This window comes from Hyphomonas sp., from assembly GCF_041398465.1.
GTDB lineage: Bacteria > Pseudomonadota > Alphaproteobacteria > Caulobacterales > Hyphomonadaceae > Hyphomonas.
In genome coordinates, this window is the sequence record NZ_JAWKUS010000001.1 from 285736 (window position 1) to 309024 (window position 23289).

Consider the following 23289-nt stretch of genomic DNA (forward strand, 5'->3'; position numbering starts at 1 on the left):
ATTCTATGGCGCAAAGTAAGACACACTCGTCGGGGAGTCGCACCGTCATGTCCAAGGGTTTCGAAGTTTCCTCGCGCCCGGATCTGACAATGCCCCCTTTTCCGGCGCGCTGGGCCGATGGCTTGACTTCGCGGGCAAGTCGGGGGAACGCCAGCATATGACGGCGATTTCCCTCCCCCCGGTTCGCGGCAAGATTCTCGAGAATGCGCCGCTGGCTCCTTACACCTGGTTCCGGGTGGGCGGACCGGCGGATGCCCTGTTCCTTCCTGCCGACGAGAAAGACCTCGAAGCCTTCTTGAAGGCTCTGGACCCTGCCGTGCCAGTCACCGTGCTGGGCGTCGGCTCCAACGTCATCGTCCGCGATGGCGGCATTCGCGGCGTCGTGATCCGCCTGATGGGCAAGTATTGGGGACAGGTCGAAGCGCTGGACGGCCTCACGATGGAGGCCCGCGCCGGTGCTCTGGACCTCTCGGTCGCGAAAGCCGCCGCGCAGAACGGCATTCGCGGACTGGAATTCCTGTCCGGCATTCCGGGCTCCATCGGCGGTGCGACGCGCACGAATGCCGGCTGCTATGGACGCGAGCTGCGTGACACGCTGGTGGCACTGCACGGCTTCCGCCGTGACGGGTCGGCGGCGGCCTATCGCGGGCCGGGTAAGCCGGGTGCCCAACCGGAAGCGCATTTCTCCTACCGTCACACAGACCTGCCGGACGATCTGATTGTCACGCGCCTCATTCTTGAGGGAACCGATACGGACGCGCCGGAAAAAATCCTCGCCGACATCGAACAGCTGCAGGCGCGCCGCGCAGAGACCCAGCCGATCAAGGACAAGACTTCCGGCTCCACCTTCGCCAATCCCGACCCGCCGGGCACGCCCGACCAGCGCTCCGCATGGAAACTGGTCGACGCAGCCGGCTGCCGGGGCTTGAGGGTCGGCGGGGCGCAGGTCTCACCCAAGCATTGCAACTTCCTGATCAATACGGGCGATGCCACCGCGGCAGATCTCGAAGCACTGGGCGAACTCGTCCGCCGCCGCGTTCTGGAAACCCAGGGCGTGGAGTTGCGCTGGGAAGTCCGCCGCATCGGCCAGCTGGCGAGCGAAACCGCCTAGAACGTACCCCGCAATTCGAACAGCAACACCGGACCGAACCTGCGCGTCCGGTCTTCGATGGACGTGATCGGCCCCAGGCGATTGCCCTGATAGATCTCCCGCCGGAAATTGTCTTTCTGGTTCAGCAGATTGCCGATTGAGAAATTACCCGTCAGGCCAAGAATATCCTTGTGCTCGACAAAGACGGACCCATAGCCCGGCGTTGAAATCTGCACACCCCGTTCACTGAGTTGGTAGTAGTGGTTACGTTCGAATCTTTCCAGAAATCCGCCCCATGCCCAGTCCGTTCCCGGAACATCCTGCCGAAACTCGATATTCAAATAGTAATTTGGGCTATCATTGATCGGGCGGGTCTGGCCGGTCAGCGGGTCGGTGACTTCAGAATCGAACCATTCGGCATAACTCGTCAACTCCCCACCAGGAATGCCCAGTTTGGCGAGCTTCAAAGTTGAATCGAGCGTAATCCCGATTTCCCGCGCGGTATCGAGATTGCCGGGCCCATCGCCCATGCCGATGGGCACACGGTCCACGATGTCCTCGATGTCGGAATAGTAGGTGTTCAGAGTGGCCGCGCCCCAGTCTCCGAAATCCTTCTCTGCCTGCAGGCTCCACTTCCAGGCCTGCTGCGGAACAATGTTGGCATTGCCGGAATCACCGCTGTCTGCGTCGAGATTCACAGAGGATATGAAATCGAAGAAATCCAGCTGTCCCACCTCCCGGTCGATCCGCGCTGTGAGTTTCAGCTTCGGGTCGGCCTGCCAGGAAAGGCTGGCAAACCCTTTTGGCCGGGTAAACTCCCGCGCATTCGCATTGTCGCCCGATTGGGTCAGTTCGGAATATTCCGCCCCCAGAGAGACCTGCAGGCGCAAGTCTGCCGACAAGGGGCGGCCATACGTGACGGCCGCTTCCCAACGGTTTTCCTCAACGCGGGAGTTAGCTCCCGGCAAGGATATGACTTCAAAGGGACCGCCGTCCATTGCGATGCTCGACCCCGTTTCGGCGTCAAGGAAATTGAACGCGTTTTCCAGCGAGACCTGCCAATCACGCCCCTGCCCTGTGTTCCAGGCATATTCGCCCCGGCCAATATATTCGCCCTCGTCTATGGTCTGACGGAACCGTGTTTCGGCGAAGTCCGCGCCATCGATTGTGCCAGCGCGGAACGTATCGTTGAACGGACTGTTTTCGCGCCGGGCAAGACCGATGATTTTCAACCGTCCCGGCCCAAAGCCGAATTCATAATCGCCACCGAGTTCGGCATTCCATTCATCCTCCCCACTGAGAAACAGGCGGCGGCCTTCTGGCTCACCGACGGGGAACGTCTTCGAGGTTTCCTTCCGGTCGAACTGATAGATGCCGACCCGTCCGTTGAGATTGGCCACAACACCGCTCGGCGGTTTCCAGGCCAGCGATCCGGACACGGAGACATTGTCGGATATGTTGGTCAGGTCCTCCTTGCGCCGTTCCAGCAGAGCGCCCTCCGGCGTGGTGATTGTTTCCCAGCCGGCATGCGCGCTGCGTCTTGGCAGGCTATTCGCCTCGACGCTCCAGCTCAGGCTTTCATCGCCGCCCGACAATGTCACGACAGCCTCGTGGAAATAGGGCGTGATGCCTTCACGGATGCGGGACCGCCAGCGCCAAGTGCCGGACACACCGCCTTCCCCGTCGGTCGTCACGTTCACGACCTGGCCGGACAGGCCGGGAATATCCAGCGTGGTTCCATCGACCACTTCAATCCGCACCACTTTCGTCGCCGAAATGCGCCCGAGCGCGGCTTCCGCGCCGTTGGATTTTCCGGAAACCCGCTGGCCATTGATCAGCACATTGCCGGTGGCCTGACCGAATCCGCGCGATCCATCATCGTCACGCTGAATGGAGAAGCCAGGAATCCGGTTCACCATGTCGAGCGCGGTCTGCGGATTATACTGGGCAAAATCAGCCGGCGCATAATCGCTTCCAGACGTGATGGGGGTGCCTGTATCCGGTTCCGCCGCCGCTGGAAGGGATGTAAGACCGGCCGCCAGCATAGCGGCGAATCCAGGCAATAGGGTATGGCTGACAGCCACGTGGCGCCTCCTGTTTTCCTTGATTTTCATGAAGAGCACCGGCTCCCCCGCCAGTGACTCGTCTTCTTGTTATTCGATAACGACTACTGTTGTAGTCAATCGAATGCAAGGCACCAATAACATGACTTTTTCGTAATCCTCTTCCCCTTAGCCGCCGGTTTGCCTCGCTTAAGCCCCTATTCACCGGCACGAAGCAGAAATGACGGTTGAAGGCAGGCAAACCCGCTCGAGGTTCGCCCGGCAGGAAGGACATTCAGAATGAAGCGTGTCGCAGTGATCTATGGCGGGTGGTCTTCCGAAAGGGAGGTGTCGCTGTCTTCCGGAACACAGATGCTGAAGGCTGCGCAGGCCGCAGGTTATGACGCGGTCGGCATCGATGTCGGCCGCGACCTTGCCGCCCAACTGACGGAAGCGAAGCCGGACGCGGTGCTGAACGGCCTGCATGGTCCCTGGGGCGAAGATGGCTGCGTGCAGGGCCTGCTTGAGATCATGGACCTGCCCTACTCCCATTCCGGCGTGCTGGCCTCGGCGCTCGCCATGGACAAGCTGAAATCGAAAGCAGTCTACCGTTCTGCCGGCCTTCCGGTGGCAGAGGATCGGCAGGTCACCCGCGCCGAAGCCGCCGCCTCCCACCCTCTTGAGCCGCCCTATGTGGTCAAACCAGTCAATGAGGGCTCTAGTTTCGGCGTCCTGATCGTGCGCGAAGGGGCCAACGGCCCGCCTCAGGAATTGCTGGGCGAGAGCTGGCATTATGGCGACTACCTGATGGCCGAAGAGTTCATTCCGGGCCGGGAACTGACCGTCGCCGTGCTGGGTGATCGCGCTTTGGCCGTGACAGAGATCACGACCTTAAGGGACTATTACGATTTCGATGCAAAATATTCAGCTGGTGGATCACGTCATGTGATCCCGGCAGACGTGCCTGAGCACATAACCGCCATGGCGATGGACTTCGCCTTGCGGGCACATCAGGTCCTTGGCTGCCGGGGCGCGACACGATCCGACTTTCGCTACGACGACAAGAGAGACCGGCTCGTGATCCTTGAGACCAATACCCAGCCAGGCATGACGCCGACCTCACTTGTCCCTGAACAGGCCGCTTTCGTTGGAATGTCCTTCGAAGAACTGGTCGCATGGATGATTGAGGACGCTTCATGCCGAAGATAAGCCGCAACCAGCCCGCTCCGAAACGCAGACGCGAACCGATCACTTTCGTCGATGAAGTGACCGGCGAGGAGGTGCGCGTTTCGTCCGTCCTGTTCGGCTTCGTCATGCTGATCGCCATTATCGTGGCGCTGGCTGCCTGGATGGGCGGGTCCATGTCGCAGATCGAAAACCGTTTCGCAGGCTTCATGGACGACTCGGCCCGCATGGCCGGTGTTTCCGTGAACGAAGTGTCCGTCCTTGGCCTCGAGCAGGATCCCGCCCTGCAGCAGGAAATCCGCGCCGCCGCCATGATCGAGCCCGGCGAGAACATGTTCCGCGCCGATCCCTACATCATCCGCCGCCGCGTCGAAGGCACCCACAAGGTGCTGAACGTGCGCGTGCACCGTCTCTGGCCGGACCAGGTCGTGATAATCGCCGACGCTGCCGAGCCGGTCGCCATCTGGCATGACGGCAAGGACTGGACGGTTGTCGACGGCCTCGGCCGCGTCATCCCCGACGAGCGCGCCAGCGACCATCCGGATCTTGTCCGCGTGGCCGGTCGCGGCGCACCGGAAGCCGCCCCTGCCCTCGTCTTGGCACTGGCCGACGCCCCGGACGTGACAGACGACCTCGCCATCGCGACACGCATCAATGACCGCCGCTGGGACATGCGCCTCATTTCCGGCGCGACAGTCCGCCTGCCGGAAGATGTCGAGCTGACCGCAGCGCTTGGCCGCCTGACCAACCTGCAGGTGCGCACGGCTCTTCTTGAACGCCCGCTGAAAATGATCGACCTGCGCAATGCCGGCCGCGTCTATCTCGGCCCGGTCAACCCGCCGAACTTCCGGGCGCGCGAAATCGCGGCGCGTTCCTGATGGCCAACGTCCAGTCCCGCCGTGCCCCCCGTATGGGCCGCTCAAGCACCGGCACGGTCGCTGCGCTGGATATCGGCTGTTCGAAAATCACCTGCCTGATCGGGCGTAATGACGGCGCCGGTCCGCGCAGCTTCCGAATCCTTGGCGCCGGACGCCAGCAGTCGCGCGGCTTCACGGGCGGCACCATCACCGACATGGAAGGTCTTGAACGGGCCATTCGCCTCGCCGTGGAGGATGCCGAGCGCGAAGCCGGAGAACAGATCTCCAATGTGATGCTGGGCATCACCGGCCAGAAACTCGCCTCGACGCTGGTCACGGCCCGTATTGAAATCGGCGGGCGCGAGATCAACCAGAAGGACGTGCGCCGTATCCAGGCGCAGGCGCTGGCGAAAATACCGGCGCGGGGAGAGGAAACGCTCGCAGCCTGGCCGGTCGCCTATCGCGTCGACGATCAGGAAGGCGTGCGCGAGCCGCAGGGCATGTATGCCCACGAACTCGGCCTGTTGCTCTCGGTCGTCACCGCGCCGAAATCGGTGGTGAAGAACCTCGTTGAATGTGTCGGCCGGGCGCATATCGGTGTGACGGCCCTGATCCCCTCCTCCATTGCGAGCGGCGCGGGCACGCTGATCGACGACGAGATCGAGAACGGCGCCATCTGCATCGACATGGGCGCAGGTGTGACCGCGGTCTCGGTTTACCTGAACGGCTCCCCGGCCTGGCTGGGCCTCGTCCCGGCGGGCGGCGCGCATGTGACCTCCGATCTCGCCCAGGGCCTTGGCACGACTTTCGCCGCTGCCGAGCGCCTGAAGAGCGTCTTCGGCACCGCCAATCTCGAAGGCCCGGGTCTGGCAGAACGAATTGAAGTGCCGCGCCTCGGCGATGACGGGCGTTTGCAAGCTACCCGCATGGAACGCGGTCAACTCGCGGCAATTATCGCCCCGAGGGTCGAAGAGACGTTCGAACTCGTGCGCAAAACGCTCGATTCCAGTGGTGTACGCAAAGTACTCCCCCAACGGATCGTGCTGACAGGCGGCGCATCCCAGCTGCCGGGCGTGCGCGACGTCGCCAGCCGCATCCTGCAGGCACCAGTGCGGCTTGGGCGTCCGACCATCGCGGAATTTCTGGGCGAAACACTGGCAACACCAGCTTTCTCCACAGCCTCCGGTCTGCTACTGTATTCGGAATTGGGGTTTGCGGACGCGGTGAGGGCAACTGCTACGCGCAATGACGGACCAGAGTCGAGAAGCGGCGTGGTGAACAAAGTGTTCCATTGGCTTGAAGAAAATTTCTGAGCCAATTTCACTCCACTTAACTGCTTCTTAGCCGCATCACGCCATCTTGCTCCACGGCAGGGGTCCGCAAGTAGAGTGAAGTGAGGGATGCAATGAATTATGAACTGAAGCCCAGGATCCTGGTCTTTGGCGTCGGCGGTGCCGGTGGCAACGCTGTCGACAACATGATCGAGGCGAACCTGCAGGGCGTCGAGTTCATTGCAGCCAACACCGATGCGCAGGCCCTTTCACGTTCCAAGGCAGACACGCGCATCCAGCTCGGCCCGGTGACAACCTCTGGCCTCGGCGCCGGCGCGCGTCCCGAGATCGGCGAGAAGGCTGCCGAAGAATCCATCGACGAAATCAAGGGCCATCTCGAAGGCGCCCACATGGTGTTCATTGCGGCCGGCATGGGCGGCGGCACCGGCACTGGTGCAGCCCCGGTCATCGCCCGCGCCGCGCGTGAGATGGAAATCCTCACCGTTGCCGTCGTCACCAAGCCGTTCGGCTTTGAAGGCAATCGCCGCATGCATGTTGCCGAAGGCGGGCTGGACCTGATCCGCACGCATGTCGACACGATGATCGTGGTGCCGAACCAGAACCTTTTCCGCATCGCCAACGACCGCACGACCTTCGCCGAAGCCTTCCGCATGGCCGATGACGTGCTGTATTCCGGCGTTCGCGGCATCACCGACCTGATGGTCATGCCCGGCCTGATCAATCTCGACTTCGCCGATGTCAGCGCCATCATGCACGGCATGGGCACGGCAATGATGGGCATGGGCGAAGCCACAGGTGAGAACCGTGCGCTGGAAGCAGCCCGCCAGGCCATCGACAATCCGCTGCTGGACGATGTCTCGATGAATGGCGCCAAGGGCGTGCTGATCAACATCACCGGCGGCTATGACATGACCCTGTTCGAGCTGGACGAGGCCGCCAACGAGATCCGCCGCGAAGTCGATCCGGAAGCGAACATCATTCTCGGCTCGGCATTCGACACGGAGCTGGAAGGCCGCCTGCGCGTGTCCGTGATCGCTGCAGGCGTGGAAGCTGCCTTTGCGGCGAAGCCTGTGGAGCCTGCCAATCCGCAAGCCACTGTTCGACAGCCGATTGCCGCTCCGGTCGAGGCGCCGGCGCCTGAACCCGAACTGGAAGCCGAAACCGAAGCCGCCGAAGACATCGTGGAAACGGCGGTCGAGGACGTGGCAGAGGCAGCTCCCGCCCACGACGAAGACCGTCCGACCATCATTACCCATCGCCCGACTGGCGCCGAAACCGAGACGGCTCAGCTGGACGACGATCACTACGAAGGCTCAGAAGGAGACGAAGAAGTGTCAGCCGATTCCGTATTCTCCGCCCGGCGCGAAGCCCCGGTCACCGACAAGCCTAAAGCCGACCAGAGCGGCTCAGGGTTTGCCAATCTGTTCGGATGGCGCCGCAACACGCCGCAGGGCGAAAACGATGATGCGGCAGAGCCAGCCCCGATCGTCTCGTCACCGGACGACCATCCCGAGCCTGCCCCGTTCGACGATGCAGACCTTGAAATTCCTGCCTTCCTGCGCCGGTCCGCCAATCACTGAGGCGCTCGTCATACGCGGGTCGCGAAGACGTAAAAAATCAGTCTGCCATGGTTAACTTGTTACAATAGAAATCCAATATAAACAGGGCCGTATCTGATGATGCGGCCCGTTTTGTAACACGGCGAAACAAGCCGTGTTTTGCCCCTTCATCCCCCTGCCCCCAAAAAGGGGGTCAGTATCCATGGGGTAGTTGCGAGTAGATTTGACATGGAAATGCAGCAGACCATCGAACGGCCCGCAATGTGCGCTGGCGTCGGCGTCCACAGCGGCGAGAAGGCCAGGCTGGTCCTGAAACCGGCCCCGGTCGGCACAGGCATCGTTTTCCGCCGTACAGACCTTGGCCTGCCGAAAGCTGAAATCCTTGCTCATGCCGCGAACGTCTCCGACACCCAGCTCGGCACGACGATCGCGAACGAAAACGGCATCACCGTCGCTGTGGTCGAACACCTGATGGCCGCCGTCTGCGGCCTCGGCATCGACAATCTGCTGATCGAGATCGACGGGCCGGAAGTCCCGATCATGGACGGCTCATCCGCCGTTTACTGCGAACTGCTGCTGCAAGCCGGCCTGAAACAGCAAACCGCGCCCCGCCGCCGCATCCGCATTCTGGAGACCATCGAAATCGTCGATGGGCCGAAACGCGCCACCCTGTCGCCGTCGGACGACAATCACCTCACACTGCGCGCGCGCATCGAATACGACAACAATGTCATCGGTGTGCAGCAGATGGCCCTGCGGCTCGCGCCCGGCATGTTTGCCCGCGATCTGGCCTTTGCCCGCACCTATGGCTTTGCCCGTGACGTTGAAATGCTGCGTTCCATGGGCCTGGCCCGCGGCGGCTCGCTCGACAATGCCGTCGTGATCGATGACGACGAAGCCATCATGAATCCGGAAGGCCTGCGCATCGAGGATGAATTTGTGCGTCACAAGATGCTGGACGCGGTGGGTGACCTGATGCTGGCTGGCGCTCCGATTGCCGGAGCCTACGACGCCGTGCAGCCGGGCCACGCCCTCAACAACAAGCTGGTGCGCAAGCTGCTGGAATCGCCGGAAGCCTGGTGTTGGGAAAGCGACGCAGACACCGATCTAGTCGCCCGCACCCTCCGGGCCGGGGCTGCACTTTAAGCGCTTATCGGCGCGCTACCCTAAAAAGCCTGTAAGACTCCCCCATCCCGGCCCGTTTAAGGTTTCCGGCATGTGAAAGTTCCTTGGAATTCCGGCGGGGTTCGCGCTAATCAAAGGGCGACAAGAATTGCAGAAAGCGCGCCGGAGCCCATGAAGCCTGCCAAGCCCCTCGCCCTCGCCCTGATTGCCGTGGCTGTCAGCCTTACAGCCTGCCAGAGCCGGGAAAAGCGCCAGCGCGAACTGGCCTATGTCGAACGCCCGGTCGAGCAGCTCTATAATCAGGCCGCCTCCGAACTGGACAGCCGCGACTATGATACCGCGATTTTGCTGTTCAATGAGGTCGAGCGCCAGCACCCCTATTCCGAGTGGGCCCGCAAGGCGATGGTGATGACCGCCTATTCCCACTACAAGCGCCGGAACTATGACGAAGCCATCTCCGCATCACAGCGTTATATCTCGCTGCACCCCGGCGGCACTGAAGCCGCCTATGCGTACTACCTGATTGCCATCAGCCAGTTTGAGCAGATCGTCGATGTCGGCCGTGACCAGGGCATGACCGAACAGACCAAGGTCTCGCTGCAGGACGTGTTGCGCCGCTTCCCGGACAGCGAATATGCCCGCGATGCCCAGCTGAAACTGGACATGGTCAACGACCAGCTGGCCGGCAAGGAAATGGAAGTTGGCCGCTGGTACCTGCGATCCAACCAGACACTGGCGGCAATCAACCGGTTCCGCACCGTGGTGAAGGAGTACGGCACGACCTCTCACTCCGAGGAAGCGCTCTACCGTCTTGTTGAGGCCTATCTCTCGCTCGGCATGCGCCCGCAGGCGACCGAAGCGGCCGCGACGCTTGGCTATAACTATCCGAATTCGGACTGGTACAAGATGGCCTACAATTTGATGACGAACGAAGGCATCCTGCTGGATACGTCGGCACCGAAGCGCACTCTGCTGCAGAGAATCATTCCCGGCGGAAAGTAACCGGCAGGCCGGGGCCTTATGCGCCTTCGATCAAGTCGAACCATTCATCCTCGGTCATCGTCTGCACGCCAAGGTCCTGGGCTTTCTTCAGCTTTGACCCTGCGCCCGGCCCGGCGACCACAAGATCCGTCTTGGCGGACACCGAGCCTGAAACCTTCGCGCCCAACGCACTGGCCCGTGCCTTTGCCTCGTCGCGCGTCATGCGCTCCAGCGTGCCGGTGAAAACGATTGTCTTGCCGGCGACCGGACTGTCGGAAGCGGCTTTGGCCTCATCCTCTATTGTCAGCTCCGAGAGCAAGGCGGCAAGCATCTCGCGATTATGCGCCTCGCGTTCGAAATCGCAGAGCGCATTGACCGCCGTCGCGCCGATCCCGTCGATGCCGGACAGCGCCTCCCAGGCTTCACTGCCCTCCCCTTCCTCGGTGGCAGAGACCACATTCGCCCAGAACACATCCCACTTCAGGAAGGTACGCGCGAAAAGCTGCGACGTGGTCTGACCGACATGACGAATGCCGAGCCCGTTCAGGAAACGCGCGAACGGCACGCTCCGGTGCGCATCAATCGCATCGAACAGTTTCTTCGCCGAGACCTTGCCGAAGCCTTCCCACGCTTCCAGCGGCGGCAGGCCGGCAGTCTCGATCGCATCGGCGAGCCGGAAGATATCCTGCGGGCCTTTCAGCACGCCTTTGTCGTGGAATAGCTGGATCTGCTTCGCCCCGAGGCCATCAATGTCCAGCGCCTTGCGGGAGACGAAATGCTTCAGCCGCTCCACGGCCTGCGCCGGGCAGACGAGGCCGCCCGTGCAGCGGCGGCGCACATCTTCTTCGCCCTTCGCATCGATCTCGCGCACGGCGTCAGAGCCGCAAATCGGGCATTGGTGCGGCATCTGCCAGGGTGTGCCTCCGCCATCCTTCACCACACGGAGGACTTGTGGGATCACATCGCCGGCGCGCTGGATCTCCACCGTGTCACCGGGCTTCACGCCCAGGCGCGCAATCTCGTCTTCATTGTGCAGGGTGGCGTTGGAGACGACCACGCCGCCCACCGTCACTGGCTGCAGCCGTGCCACGGGCGTCAGCGAGCCCGTGCGGCCGACCTGGATGTCGATGTCCAGCAGTTCGGTCGTCGCCTTCTCCGCGGGGAATTTATGCGCAATCGCCCAACGCGGCGCGCGGGAGACGAAACCGAGGCGCTGCTGCCAGTCGAGCCGGTCCACCTTGTAGACGACGCCGTCAATATCGTATGGCAAGTCTGCCCGTTTGGCTTCGATATCGCGATAGGTGGAAAGAAGCTCCTCCACCGTCCCGCCACGGATCATCATGGGGTTTATTGAAAATCCCCAATCGGCGAATTTCTGTACGGCTTCGTGCTGCGTTTCCGCAAACGGGGCGCTTTCGGCTGCCCAGGCATAGGCAAAGAAACGCAGCGGACGGGATTTCGTGATCTCGACATCCAGCTGCCGCAGACTGCCTGCCGCCGCATTGCGCGGATTGGCGAAGATCTTCCTGCCCGCTTCTTCCTCGCGCTTGTTCAGCGCCGCAAAGTCCGCCTTGGTCATGTAGACTTCGCCGCGGATCTCGATCTTTTCGGGCCAGCCCTTGCCGGACAGCTTCTCCGGAATATCGTTCAGCGTGCGCGCATTGGCGGTGACGTCCTCGCCCACTTCGCCATTGCCGCGGGTTGCCGCACGCTTCAGCTTGCCCTTTTCATAAGTGAGGCTGAGGGACAGCCCGTCGATTTTCGGTTCTGCCGTGATCGCGACTTCTTCGTCAGCGCCGAGCCCGAGGAAACGACGGATCCGGTCGGCAAAGTCGCTGACGTCTTCATCCGAAAATGCATTGTCCAGCGACAACATCGGCGCGGCATGGGACGCCTTGGCGAAGCCATCATGCGCGGCCGCCCCCACCCTGTCCGAAGGGCTGTCTTCGCGCTTCAGATCCGGGAAGCGGGCTTCGATAGCCGCGTTGCGCAGACGCGCGGCATCATATTCCGCATCCGTCATCAGCGGGGCGTCTTCCTGATAATAGGCCGCGTCCGCCTCGGCGATCAGACTGGCCAGGCGCTCAAGTTCGACTGCGGCCTCTTCGCGCGTCAGGTCGTCGACCGGGGTCGCCTCGCTCATACATCCTCCAACAGCCTCCCGGCTGCTGCCCGCGCCTCTTCAGTAATCTCGGCGCCGGACAACATGCGGGCAATCTCTTCCTGCCTGTCCGACTCATCTAGCCCGCGCAGGCGCGTGCCACCAGACTTGCCTCTGCCCTTTTCCACAAGCCATTGCGACCGGGCGGCCGCCGCCACCTGAGGGCTGTGCGTGATGGCAAAGACCTGCCGCGCCCGGCCGAGCCGGATCAGCCGCTCACCAATCGCCGCAGCCACCGCGCCGCCGACGCCCTGATCGGCCTCGTCGAAGATCAGCGTGCCCGCACTGCCCGCCTCTGCGAGCGCGCATTTCAACGCCAGCGAGACCCGCGCGAGTTCCCCGCCAGACGCAATCTTCCGCAAAGGCCCGAAGCCCGCGCCGGGATTGGTCTCGGCATCGAACTCCACCCGGTCGGCGCCATGCGCTCCACCGTCTTCACCGAGCGGCGTGACAGAGACGCGGATCACTGCGCGGCCGAGTTTCAGGGGCGCGAGTTCTTTCACGATGGCCTTTTCGAGCTGCGCAGCAGCCGCCTTGCGCGCGACGGTCAGTTTCTCCGCCGCGGCGTGCCAGGCGGCATTGGCCGCGCTCTCGGCTTTTCGGGCGCGGATCAGGGCATCCTCTCCCGCCTCGACCAGGTTCAGGCGCTCGCTGAGCGTTTCCAGGACATCCGGAAGCATGTCGGGATCGACCATATGCTTGCGGGCCACGGCGCGCAGCGCGAAGAGCCGCGCCTCTGCAGACTCGAGCGCGCTCGTGTCATGCTCGACCAGGCTTTCCAGCGCCGCAATCGCCGCTTCGGCCTCGCCGGTCTCGATCAGGGCACGCTCCAGCGCTTCAGCCACCGAACGGGCCGCATGCGCCAGCGGATGATCGGCGCTGTCAAAGCCCGGCAGGCGGCAGATCCGTTCTGCTGCGCGGGAGGCCTTGGAAAGCGCCGTCTCGATCTCTGCATCGGCGAAGGCTTCTTCAGCTTCGGCGATGGCCTCAGTGACCCGCTCGGACTGCATCAGCCGCGTGCGGGTCTCTGTCAGGCGGCCCGCCTCCCCGGTCTGCGGGGCGAGCGTGTCCAGCTCCGCCACCGCTCCGGCCAGCCATTCCCTCGTGCGCAGGGCTTCCTCGGTCTCAGCCTCCAGTCGTTCCCGCGTCGCTCGCGCATCCTGCCGGGCGACATGCGCAGCGGCACAAGCGTCCAGCAAATCCTCATTGCCCGCGAACAGGTCGAGCAGCTTGCGATGAGACGAAGGCCGCATCAGCGCCGAGGCAGCATGCTGGCCATGGATCTCCACCAGTGTCTCGCCCGCCTCTGCCAGAAGGGCGGCGCTGACGGGCTGGTCATTGATGAAGGCCCGCGCCGGGCCGCTGGCCCGCACGACGCGCTTCAGGGTCAGCGTCTCGTCCGGGGTCGCTTCGAAGCCATGCTCGGCGAGCACGTCCCAGACGGGATGGCCCGGCACAGCTGCAAATTCCGCGGCAATACTCGCTTGCTCGGCACCGGACCGGATCAGCGCCCGGTCTGCCGGCGCGCCCAAGGTCAGCGCCAACGCATCCAGGATGATGGATTTGCCGGCCCCGGTCTCTCCGGTCAGTGCGGTGAAGCCTGACCCCGGCTCAATATCGAGACGGTCGATCAGCACGAAATCACGAATGGACAAAGCAAGGATCATGGAAGCACTCCCAACTCTACGGAGTGCGTTCCTAGCATGAGAACAAAAACAGAACAAATAGAATCTGCACGGACAGAATATCAGGAGTCCTTCTGCCCGGGCTCACTTTCAGTATAGCCTGCCAAAAAAGGCGAATTCAGGGAGGCCGCAAGCATGATCGATTACACAGGCACGGTAGCGCTGGTCACCGGCGGAGCATCCGGCATCGGCGCGGCGCTGGCAGCGCAGCTCAGCGACCGCGGGGCGGACGTCGTGGTGGCAGATATCCAGGCGGACCTCGCAAAGGAAGTCGCCGCGAACCTGCCCCGCCCCGGCCTCGCCATCGGTTGCGACCTGTCGGCACCTGACGCGCCCGGCGCGCTCGTGAAAGAAGCCTCCGACTGGAAAAGCCGGCTGGACCTCATCTGCGCCAATGCCGGCTTTGGCCGGCGCAAGAAGATGATGGAGGAGGATTTCGGCCCCGATACCATGAACCTCTTCGCCGTGAACATGTTCGCGCCTTTCCGCATTGCGCAGGCCTATGGCGAATTGCTCTCGCAGTCGGGCGCCCGCGGCCGGCTGATGATCACCGGATCGGAGAATTCCCTCAGCCTGCCGCAGGCCGTGAAGCGCAGCCGTCTCGGCGCGTACGGCGCCAGCAAGCACGGCGTGCTGATCATGGCCGAATGGCTGAAGGAGGAACTCCGCGGGGAGCTGATGGACGTGCACGTCCTGATGCCGGGCGGCGTCTACACGCCACTCATCGCCCGCAACGTACCGGACCCGAAAGACCTGCCACCGGAAATGGGCGTCATCATGCCGGACCGCTGTGCAGAGATCGCGCTGAAAGGACTGGATCTCGGCCTGTTCTACATCCCGACTCATGCCCATATCGGCGACGACATCCGCCCCCGCGCCGAAGGCGTCTGGGATGCTTTGAAGCAATTGGGACTCAATTGACATGACCACGATCCTCATCACCGGCGCGAACCGCGGCATCGGCTTTCACCTTGCCCGGGAAGCGCTGGAAAAGGGCTGGCGCGTCTATGGCAGCGTGCGGACAGACGCCCAGGCAGATGAGACAACGGCGGAACTCGGCTCCGGCTTCACGCCGCTCGTTTTCGATGTGACTGACCACGCAGCGGTGTCGACTGCTGCCGCTTCCCTCGAAGACCCCATCGACATTCTGATCAACAATGCCGGCGCGATCGGCCCGCCGGATGAGGACCAAACGACGCTGAACATGGATTTCGGCGGCTTCGCCCGGACGCTTGAGATTAACACACTCGCCCCGCTGGCCGTTGCGCAGGCCTTCCTGCCGCGAATCAGGAAATCGGAAAATGGACGTATCCTGACCGTTTCCAGCCAGATGTCCTGGATGGGCTATGCCAAGTCGGACCGGATTGCCTATCGCGCCTCGAAAGCGGCGGTGAATAAGGTGATGCAAGGTCTTGCAACGGATCTCGCGTCGGAGGGCATCACGGTCTGCCTGATCGATCCCGGCTGGGTTCAGACTGATATGGGTGGACCCACCGCAAACCTCACGCCAACAGAAGTCGCGCGCGGCATCATCAATGTTGCAGACGGGCTGACACTCGCCCGCACAGGCCAATTCATTGAATGGACCGGGCGGGAACGGGAGTTTTGATGCGCCGCCCTCCCCCGAAAACCGGGAGAGGGCGCCGACTCATCAGATCCGCTTCGTCGCTTCTTTCAGCCAGGCTTTCACATCGTCCGGCAGCTTGCGGTTCAGCAGCTTCCAGACCTGTTTGTGATAGGCGTTGACGTAAGCACGCTCTTCCTTTGTCAGCAGCTTCACGTCGATCAGGTCACGTGCGAGCGGCGCGAAGGTCAGGCATTCGAAGCCCAGCATGTCGATCTCGCCGCCCTCGATGGGGGCTGGCGGGGTGACATATTGCAGGTTCTCGATACGGATGCCGTAATGCCCTTCCCGGTAATAACCGGGTTCGTTCGAGACGATCATGCCCGGCATCAGCGGGACCGCGTTCCACGCCTTGGCGATCCGGTGCGGGCCTTCGTGCACGCCGAGATACACACCGACGCCATGGCCCGTGCCGTGCTGGTAGTCGAGGCCTGCCTGCCAGAGTGCATGACGCGCCAGCGTGTCGAGATGCGTGCCCGTCGTGCCTTCCGGGAAACGCACGGTGGCAAGCGAGATATGCCCTTTCAGCACCAGCGTGTAATGCCGGATCATGCCCGCCGTCGGCGCGCCGATCGGCACGGTGCGGGTGACGTCCGTCGTACCGTCCGGATACTGACCGCCCGAATCGATCAGGTAGAGCGAGCCAAGTTCCAGCGTCCGGTCAGAGGCTTCCGACACGCGGTAGTGCGGCAGCGCGCCATGTTCCACCGCGCCGGAGATGGACGGGAAAGACAGGTCCTGCAGCGAGTCATATTCGTCGCGGAAATTTTCCAGCCGAATGGCCGCTTCGATTTCCGTCACCTTGCCGCTCTGCGCGTCAGTATCCAGCCAGTGCAGGAAGCGGGTCAGCGCCACGCCGTCACGGATGTGTGCGGCCGTCGTGCCTTTCAGTTCCGCCTCGTTCTTGCAGGCGCGCGGCAGGGCGACCGGGTCGCGCTGGCGTACGATCTTGCCGCCGGCGGCTTCCACCGTGTCAAAGAACCAGGCCGAGGCGAGGTCCGGATCGAGGCTGACCGTCTTGCCGGCGAGTTCGCCGAGGCCCGCTTCAATGTCCGCCAGCGGACGGACGGTGACCGTATTGCCGAGATGCTTGCGCAGCTTCGGAGAAACTTTCGCCTCGTCGAGGAAAAGGTCTGCCGTGCCATCCTTATGGAGGATCGCGCGGCCAAGCGGCAGTGGCGTGCACATCACGTCCCCGCCCCGGATATTGAATGCCCAGGCCAGTGACGAGGGAGACGTCAGCACGGCAGCATCGATGCCGTCTTCTTCCAGCGCCTTGCCAATCTCGGCACGCTTTTCATCATGCGCGACACCGGCATATTTCACATGATGCGGCGCGACTTCCGCCATGGGCTGGGGTGGACGGTCAGCCCACGCCTTGTCGATCGGGTTTTCCTCGACGGCGACCAGCGTGGCGCCAGCTTTCTTCGCGGCGGCCTGCAGCGCCGTCACGTCATTCGGGCTCATCAGGCGCGGATCGTAGCCGACCGTCTTGCCTGACAGTTTCTGCTTCGCCAGCCAACCGAAGGCGCCCGGCTCCGGGATCGCCTGACGGTCCCACAGTTCCGGTGCGGTCTGGTCGGCAGCCTGCAGCGTGTAGCGGCCATCGGCAAAGATCACGGCCTTGTCGGTGAAAACGAAGGCTGAGCCGAACGAGCCGGTAAAGCCCGACACCCAGGCCAGGCGCTCATTCGCGTCCGGCAGGTACTCGTTCTGGTATTCGTCGTCGTGCGGCACGTAAAAGCCGTCGAGGCCCATATTGCCAAGCTCCTTGCGGAGCAGCGGAAGGTGCGCCCGCCCATCCTGGGGACCGCCCTTGATATCGAAGGTTTGTCTCATGCCGGAGTCTTACCGCTGCGCCTGACCCAAGGAAAGCGCATTTGAGCTATGCATTTCAGCATGCGTTTTTACTGATCTTCCCTCTTTTTTGTTTACCTCTGAGGCCTATATGGCGCCCTCCGAAGTCATTGTGACCTCCATTTTGAGTTCGGAAAAAGAATGCACAAATAAAATTGCAAGAACAACGAAAGCAAAACTGATGAATACCGACCTGGCGACCTCCACCCGCACCGCCTCTGACGAAATCCGCGGCACGGACGTCAAAGACATCACCCGCGCCATCATTGCCGGCGAAGCCGTGCAGATGCCGGTGAACCGTCCGCGCATCCTGGCGCGCCGTATGGCCCGCTGGGCCCGCCGCGCCGCGCACGCCTGATCACTTCCTGATCCCTGGCCTGCCCAAACCTCCCGGGCAGGCAACCTACCCTGAGTGTAGATTACCTTTCTCCCGCCCATCCCCGGATGCGGCGGGAGATTTTTATCCAGGATTGCAAATTCGCGGTATTCTGGACGGCGCCCCCGGCGAGGTTCATACTTGCAGCATGCCGGACGTTTCGTGCGGCGCACAGAACGTCCGGCTCCAGAGAGGGAGCCTGACAATGAAAAACGAACCCAATCAGATCCGCGACAAAGCCAGGCGCCGCGCCAGCAAGACTGAGCGCCCGCCGCCCCTGCCCGATCCCGCCGAAGCAGACGATGCGACCCACAAGCGCCTGCACCTGCTGGAACGCCGCGGTCATCGCTGGGAACGCCGCAACTCTCACGCCTGACAGATTGTGGACCTCAGCCCGGCTGGCGCATGACCAGCGTCGACCAACCATCCTTGCGGATACGGCGTTCGAACAGAATGCCGTGGCCTTCGAAGGCCTGACGCACCTGCATGGCCTGATGATGCAACAGGCCTGACAGGATGATCGTGCCGCCGGGCGCGGTGAGGCGCGCAATCTCCGGCGCGAGGCCGATCAGCGGCTTCATCAGGATGTTCGCGAACACGGTCTGATACGGCGCAGATTGCCGGATGCGCGGATGGTGCGCGCCCGTCACGTGCATGGCCGTAAAGCCGGTCACATTGTTCTTCTTCGCATTCTCGTTCGCCACGACGACACTGTCGAAGTCGATATCGGTGCCGAGCGCCATCGTCGCGCCGGCCTTCAGGGCGGCAATCGCCAACACGCCGGAGCCTGTGCCGAGATCCAGCACTTTCCCTATCGCGCGGCGGCGGCGGACGTCGTCCAGCGCCAGCAGGCAGCCAAGCGTCGTGCCGTGGTGGCCAGTACCAAAGGCAGGCCCCGCCTCGATCAGTACGGGGATCCGGCCCGGCGCCATCTTTGCCAGGGCATGACTACCGGCGACGAAGAACGGACCAGCAGAGACCGGCGGCAGGCCTTCAAGCGACATGGTCACCCAGTCACGCTCGACGACTTCTTCCACCCGCGCATTCAGTTCGGGGCTGGTCTCCGCGATGATGGCGACGCATTCGTCTGCCTCTTCCTGCGTCTCCGCGAAAGCATCGAGGCGCCAGACGCCCCGTCCATCTTCCTTGCAGTCCACTGCGCCCGCAGGCGACGGGTCTGCCCAGGCCAGGGCATCCCATGCTGCTTCCACCGGCGCCCGCGCGCCTCTTGCCGATATCTGATACATCCGCGGCGCTTAGCAGGACACCGGACCGAAAGGAAGACGCTGCATCAGGGCGCTGCGCCTTCGACGAGGATGAACCGCGAAACGGCATTCTCGATCCGCCCCTGGCGAGCCTCCGTGTACTCCGGCGAGTCGTAGAAGCGCTTCGCTTCCGCCATGCTCGGGAACTCGACAATGACCATCCGGCCAGCCGGTGGAGCGCCTTCCAGCGCCTCGGCCGGGCCGCCGCGCACGAGATACTTGCCGCCATAGGCTGCCACGATCGGTCCGGCCGCCGCCACATAGGCCTTGTAGGGCTCTGGGTTCACCACTTCGATTTCGGCGATGAGGTAGGCCTTCGGCACCACGGCCGCGGCCGCTTCCGGCTCGGCCACCGTGGTACAGGCCGCCGCCACAAAAAGCCCTGCGCAAAGAATTGCGGCGCCGATGCTTTTTTGAATCCACATTTTCTCGTCTCCCCTGATCGCCGGTCTTGTCCCGGTTCTTCAGGAAGGCTCGGAAAGGCCCGCCTGCCAAGGCTTTTCCAGTTCCCAGGCAAAAAATCAGGCACTCTTATCAAGCTGCCCTTGGAATCCCGTTGGAAAACACATATATTGTTTTTCGATAAGAAGGAGACCTTGGGCCATGAGCCTTACAACCGACGACATGATCCTGATCGAGCAACGGGTTGCCAATGAGCGCAAGAGCGCTGGCGCGGCCTATCTGCTCTGGTTTTTCCTGGGTTTCGTGTCGGCCCACCGGTTCTATCTCGGCAAGCCGATCAGTGCGATCCTGCAGATCCTGTCCTATTTCGTCCTGATCGGCTTCGTCTGGTGGCTCCTGGATTTCTTCCTGATCCCCTCGATCATCGAAGACGATATCGACGACAAGCGCGCCCGCATGGCGGGGTACCTGCGCCGCCGGGGGCATTACGCCTACTAGGCAAACCTGCTGCAGCCGCGCCGGATTGGCCCGTAGCGGCGAGGAAAATTTCCTTGTAACCTCCGACACATAGTGAGTGTTGGGAGGCACGCATGTACCAGGTATCGCTGACGGAATCTTATTTTCCGGCTCATGGGGGCCCCGAACCGGCTCCGCGCACAATCGGCGACATGCTGCGCGCCTCGGTCGCCCGCAAGCCCGATCAGCCTGCCCTGAAAGCGCTGGACTATGACGGCTCGGTGCTCCGTACCTGGTCCTACAAGGACCTCCTGTTCGATGCCGAGCGTCTGGCCCGCGCGCTCGCCAGTCGGCACGAGGAAGGCGCCCGTGTCGCGGTCTACGCCAACAATGTGCCCGAATGGGTTCTGCTGGAACTCGCCTGCGGGCTCGCTGGCGTCACCCTTGTCACGGTGAACCCGGCCTACCAGAAGCGCGAACTGAAATACGTGCTCGAACAGTCCCGGTCCGAAGCGATTTATTATGTCGCCGATTTCCGCGGCAACCCGATGCAGGAAATTGCCGACGAGGTCTGCAACGAGATCCCTGCCATCCGCCACCGTATCCTGCTGACAGACCATGCTGCCCTGTTCGACGGCGAAAGCCGGGGCGAGTTGCGCACCCCCCACCCGAACGACCCGACACAGATCCAGTACACGTCCGGCACGACCGGCTTTCCCAAAGGCGCTCTCCTCCACCATAACGGCCTCGTCCTGAACGGGATCGAGGACATGAAACGCGCCGGCCTGAATCAGGGCGACGTGTTCGTACACCACATGCCGCTGTTCCATACGACCGGCTGCGCCATCCTTGTTCTGGGCGGCCTGGGTGTCGGGGCGACCATGCTGCTGGCACCGATGTTCGACCCGGCCATGATCGTCAAGGTGATGGAGCGCGAACGCACCAAATTCATTCTCGGCGTGCCAACCATGCTGGTTGCCCTGATAGAAGAAGTCGAGAAAACAAGGCGCGACGTGTCAGCAACACGGCGCATCATGTCCGGCGGCTCGATGGTGCCACCGGAATTGTGCCGGAAGGCCCGCAAGGTGCTGGGCGCACCGATCCAGATCATCTACGGCCAGACCGAAACCTCCCCCGGCCTCACCCAGGCCTGGTATGAGGACAGCGAAGAAGACCTGACCCAGACCATCGGCCAGCCGGTGCCGTATACGGAGATTTCGATCCGCGACCCGGCAACGAACGAAGTCATGCCGATCGGCGAACAGGGCGAGATCTGCGCCCGGGCCTACTCGGTCATGCTCGGCTACAACGACAATCCGGAAGCCACAGCCGCAACCATCGACAAGGAAAAATGGCTGCACACCGGCGACCTCGGCCGCATGGATGAGCGCGGCTATGTGAAGATCACCGGCCGGGTGAAGGAGATGATCATCCGCGGCGGGGAGAACCTCTTCCCGGCCGAAATCGAGAACGCATTGCTGGAGCATGAAGCGATTTCCGAAATCGCCATCGTCGGCATCCCGGACGAGAAATGGGGCGAACAGGTCGCCTGCTTCATGCGCGGCAATTCAAAACCGCGCCCAAGCGATGCGGACCTGAAGACCTTCATCCGCGAGCGCCTGTCGCCGCAAAAGACGCCTGCCTACTGGATCTGGGTCGACGAATGGCCGCTTACCGGCTCCGGCAAGATCCAGCGCTTCAAACTCGCCGAAGCCTTCGAACAAGGCGCCTACACCGATCAGGTGGAGTAGATTTTGTCGAAGTGCTCCCACAAAGCCTGACGGGTTGAGTTGAAGGCTTCGATCACGAGGGCATCGGTGGCGGCGACGGCGTCGGGGGCGGCTTCCTCGATGAAGATGTGGGAGGTCGGCACGGCCCAGGACGGGTCGTCCAGCGTGCCGGCGCAGAGGATGACAAGGTCTGGCGCAGCCTCGGGAAGGTGCCACATCCGCGTACCGCATTCCGTACACCGCTCAATCGGGATCGTGTGGCCGCTGCCGCCGGTACGCCGGAACGTGTCGAATTTGCCGGAGACCACCGCCAGCGTGTCTTTCGGCACATGCAGGTAGAGCCCGAATGTCGCCCCCGACAGGCGCTTGCAATCATCGCAATGGCAGGCATTCACCGCCTTCGGCCGGGCAGTCATCTGGTAGCGCACGGCACCGCAATGGCAGCCGCCATGGATCGGCCGTGTCGGGATGGGCGGGCGGGTGATATCGGCGCGTAGCATGCGGACGATCCTATCCCGCGCGCGCCGCGCGGCAACTATTCCGTATCTTCATATTTGCTTGCGTCTGGCGCCCTTCCCCGCCAACACTTGTGCCATGCTGAAACGCCTGATCCCCGCCTTCGCCCTGATCGCCGCCTGCCAGACGGCCCCCGCCGAAACTGTGCCGGAACCGGCCCCTGCGCCGGAGGAAAGTTCCTGGCGCCCGGTCGATCCCGAGAACCTGCTTCTCTTCGATCTTGGCGAGGACCGCGTGATCTTCGTGGAACTCCTGCCGGAGGCCGCTCCGGTCAATGCCGCCGCTCTGCGCGAAGCGGTGCGGACCGGCTATTTCGATGGCGAATATTTCTACCGCGTGATCGAGACCCATGTGGCGCAGGCCGGCCGGGAGTTCGACCAGGCCATGGAAGGCGTGGAAGAACTGCCACTGGAAGCCGAGCGTGAAACAAGCTCGGTGGGATTCGACCCGCTTGGAAGTGCGGATCTCTACGCCGCACAGGTCGGTCACCGCAAAGGGTTCCCCGCAGCCCACCAGCGCGGCGGTGAGTGGCTGCTCAATTGCCCGGGCGCCGTCGGCATGGCGCGCAGTGAAGACCCGGACTCCGCCGTGACGGAAATCTACATCCCGCTGTTGCCGCGCCGTTACCTCGACCGGAACTACACCATCGTCGGCCGCGTAATTTCCGGCATGGACACGGTCAACGGCCTTCGCCGGGTGGAGCCATCCACGGAGGAAGAGGCTGAAATCCTGTTCGGCGAAGACCCGGCCGCCGCAGCCGAAGCGGCCGAAGCCCGCGCCGAAAAGCTCGCCCCCAACAGGATCATCGCCGCCCGTGTCGCCGCCGATATGCCGCCTGAAGACCGCCCGGCCTTCGAAGTCATGAAGACGCCAAGCGCCGAATGGACTGCCCTGAAAGAGAGCAAGATCGACTATTCTTCGATCAGCGCCTATGTCCAAACACCACCAAAAGTGCTCGATATTTGTACATTGCCTGTTCCTGTTCGCCCAATTTTTGAGCATAATTGATCCTGTTCGCGAACGGTTAATCCATTTTGCTTGGCGGTTCGGCCCACTCGGATCCTGTTTTCTCCCAAACCAAAAGAC

At 62.7% G+C, this 23289-nt stretch carries 21 protein-coding genes; 14 read left to right on the forward strand and 7 right to left on the reverse strand.

The features are described from left to right. The first annotated feature begins 157 nt into the window (after window positions 1-157). Window positions 158-1111 (forward strand): UDP-N-acetylmuramate dehydrogenase, encoded by a 954-nt coding sequence (gene murB / locus R3C98_RS01355; protein ID WP_371312322.1) that lies wholly within the window; start codon window positions 158-160, stop codon window positions 1109-1111. Here murB and R3C98_RS01360 read toward each other — a convergent pair. Beyond that, window positions 1108-3174, reverse strand: a complete 2067-nt coding sequence (locus tag R3C98_RS01360) for a TonB-dependent receptor plug domain-containing protein (RefSeq protein ID WP_371312323.1) — start codon at window positions 3172-3174, stop codon at window positions 1108-1110. The genes murB and R3C98_RS01360 overlap by 4 nt on opposite strands. A gap of 258 nt (window positions 3175-3432) precedes the next feature. Between R3C98_RS01360 and R3C98_RS01365 the strand changes: the two genes are divergently transcribed. The 6 genes from R3C98_RS01365 to R3C98_RS01390 all read left to right on the forward strand — a co-directional run bounded on the left by R3C98_RS01365 (window position 3433) and on the right by R3C98_RS01390 (window position 10152). Then, entirely contained in the window at window positions 3433-4341 is a 909-nt protein-coding gene (locus R3C98_RS01365; RefSeq protein WP_371312324.1) for a D-alanine--D-alanine ligase, read from the forward strand. After that, a complete protein-coding gene (locus R3C98_RS01370; protein WP_371312325.1) occupies window positions 4329-5195 on the forward strand; it encodes a cell division protein FtsQ/DivIB in 867 nt (288 codons plus the stop codon). The genes R3C98_RS01365 and R3C98_RS01370 overlap by 13 nt, the downstream gene beginning before the upstream one ends. Next, window positions 5195-6487, forward strand: a complete 1293-nt coding sequence (gene ftsA, locus R3C98_RS01375; protein ID WP_371312326.1) for a cell division protein FtsA — start codon at window positions 5195-5197, stop codon at window positions 6485-6487. The genes R3C98_RS01370 and ftsA overlap by 1 nt, the downstream gene beginning before the upstream one ends. Window positions 6488-6579: 92 nt before the next feature. Beyond that, window positions 6580-8046: a cell division protein FtsZ gene (gene ftsZ / locus R3C98_RS01380; protein ID WP_371312327.1), complete on the forward strand. Its 1467-nt coding sequence runs from the start codon at window positions 6580-6582 to the stop codon at window positions 8044-8046. Between the two features lie 207 nt (window positions 8047-8253). Continuing rightward, a complete protein-coding gene (lpxC, locus tag R3C98_RS01385) occupies window positions 8254-9171 on the forward strand; it encodes a UDP-3-O-acyl-N-acetylglucosamine deacetylase (RefSeq protein WP_371312328.1) in 918 nt (305 codons plus the stop codon). A 150-nt stretch (window positions 9172-9321) separates the two neighbouring features. Beyond that, window positions 9322-10152, forward strand: coding sequence for an outer membrane protein assembly factor BamD (locus R3C98_RS01390; protein ID WP_371312329.1), 831 nt, complete (start codon window positions 9322-9324; stop codon window positions 10150-10152). 16 nt (window positions 10153-10168) lie between these two features. On the opposite strand, the gene ligA is transcribed toward R3C98_RS01390, so the two are convergent. Then, window positions 10169-12274 carry an NAD-dependent DNA ligase LigA gene (ligA, locus tag R3C98_RS01395; protein ID WP_371312330.1) on the reverse strand — a complete coding sequence of 702 codons (2106 nt, stop codon included), beginning with the start codon at window positions 12272-12274 and terminating at the stop codon, window positions 10169-10171. After that, window positions 12271-13959, reverse strand: coding sequence for a DNA repair protein RecN (locus tag R3C98_RS01400; RefSeq protein WP_371312331.1), 1689 nt, complete (start codon window positions 13957-13959; stop codon window positions 12271-12273). The genes ligA and R3C98_RS01400 overlap by 4 nt, the downstream gene beginning before the upstream one ends. Before the next feature lie 153 nt (window positions 13960-14112). On the opposite strand from R3C98_RS01400, the gene R3C98_RS01405 reads away from it, so the two are divergent. Then, entirely contained in the window at window positions 14113-14898 is a 786-nt protein-coding gene (locus R3C98_RS01405; RefSeq protein WP_371312332.1) for an SDR family NAD(P)-dependent oxidoreductase, read from the forward strand. Window position 14899: 1 nt separating this feature from the next. After that, complete coding sequence (locus R3C98_RS01410; RefSeq protein ID WP_371312333.1) at window positions 14900-15586, forward strand: SDR family NAD(P)-dependent oxidoreductase; 687 nt, start codon at window positions 14900-14902, stop codon at window positions 15584-15586. 42 nt (window positions 15587-15628) lie between these two features. Here the strand turns inward: R3C98_RS01410 and R3C98_RS01415 are convergent, their stop codons facing one another. Beyond that, window positions 15629-17440: an aminopeptidase P family protein gene (locus R3C98_RS01415; protein ID WP_371312334.1), complete on the reverse strand. Its 1812-nt coding sequence runs from the start codon at window positions 17438-17440 to the stop codon at window positions 15629-15631. Between the two features lie 109 nt (window positions 17441-17549). Here R3C98_RS01415 and R3C98_RS01420 point away from each other — a divergent pair, with 109 nt between their 5' ends. Beyond that, window positions 17550-17816, forward strand: coding sequence for a hypothetical protein (locus R3C98_RS01420; protein ID WP_371312335.1), 267 nt, complete (start codon window positions 17550-17552; stop codon window positions 17814-17816). Window positions 17817-18039: 223 nt separating this feature from the next. Next, on the forward strand, window positions 18040-18210 hold the full coding sequence (locus tag R3C98_RS01425) for a hypothetical protein (protein WP_371312336.1): 171 nt from the start codon (window positions 18040-18042) through the stop codon (window positions 18208-18210). Window positions 18211-18223: 13 nt separating this feature from the next. Here R3C98_RS01425 and R3C98_RS01430 read toward each other — a convergent pair whose 3' ends face one another. Next, complete coding sequence (locus R3C98_RS01430; RefSeq protein ID WP_371312337.1) at window positions 18224-19081, reverse strand: 50S ribosomal protein L11 methyltransferase; 858 nt, start codon at window positions 19079-19081, stop codon at window positions 18224-18226. Window positions 19082-19125: 44 nt separating this feature from the next. After that, a complete protein-coding gene (locus R3C98_RS01435) occupies window positions 19126-19524 on the reverse strand; it encodes a DUF1330 domain-containing protein (protein WP_371312338.1) in 399 nt (132 codons plus the stop codon). 178 nt (window positions 19525-19702) lie between these two features. Here R3C98_RS01435 and R3C98_RS01440 point away from each other — a divergent pair, with 178 nt between their 5' ends. Next, complete coding sequence (locus R3C98_RS01440; protein ID WP_371312339.1) at window positions 19703-19999, forward strand: TM2 domain-containing protein; 297 nt, start codon at window positions 19703-19705, stop codon at window positions 19997-19999. A 92-nt stretch (window positions 20000-20091) separates the two neighbouring features. Next, window positions 20092-21708 (forward strand): class I adenylate-forming enzyme family protein, encoded by a 1617-nt coding sequence (locus tag R3C98_RS01445; protein WP_371312340.1) that lies wholly within the window; start codon window positions 20092-20094, stop codon window positions 21706-21708. Here the strand turns inward: R3C98_RS01445 and R3C98_RS01450 are convergent. Next, complete coding sequence (locus R3C98_RS01450) at window positions 21696-22187, reverse strand: GFA family protein (RefSeq protein WP_371312341.1); 492 nt, start codon at window positions 22185-22187, stop codon at window positions 21696-21698. The two genes, R3C98_RS01445 and R3C98_RS01450, sit on opposite strands and share 13 nt — an antisense overlap. A gap of 94 nt (window positions 22188-22281) precedes the next feature. On the opposite strand from R3C98_RS01450, the gene R3C98_RS01455 reads away from it, so the two are divergent. Then, the gene (locus tag R3C98_RS01455) at window positions 22282-23211 is read left to right on the forward strand and encodes a peptidylprolyl isomerase (RefSeq protein WP_371312342.1); all 930 of its coding nucleotides are present in this window, start codon (window positions 22282-22284) and stop codon (window positions 23209-23211) included. The last annotated feature ends 78 nt before the right edge of the window (window positions 23212-23289 follow it).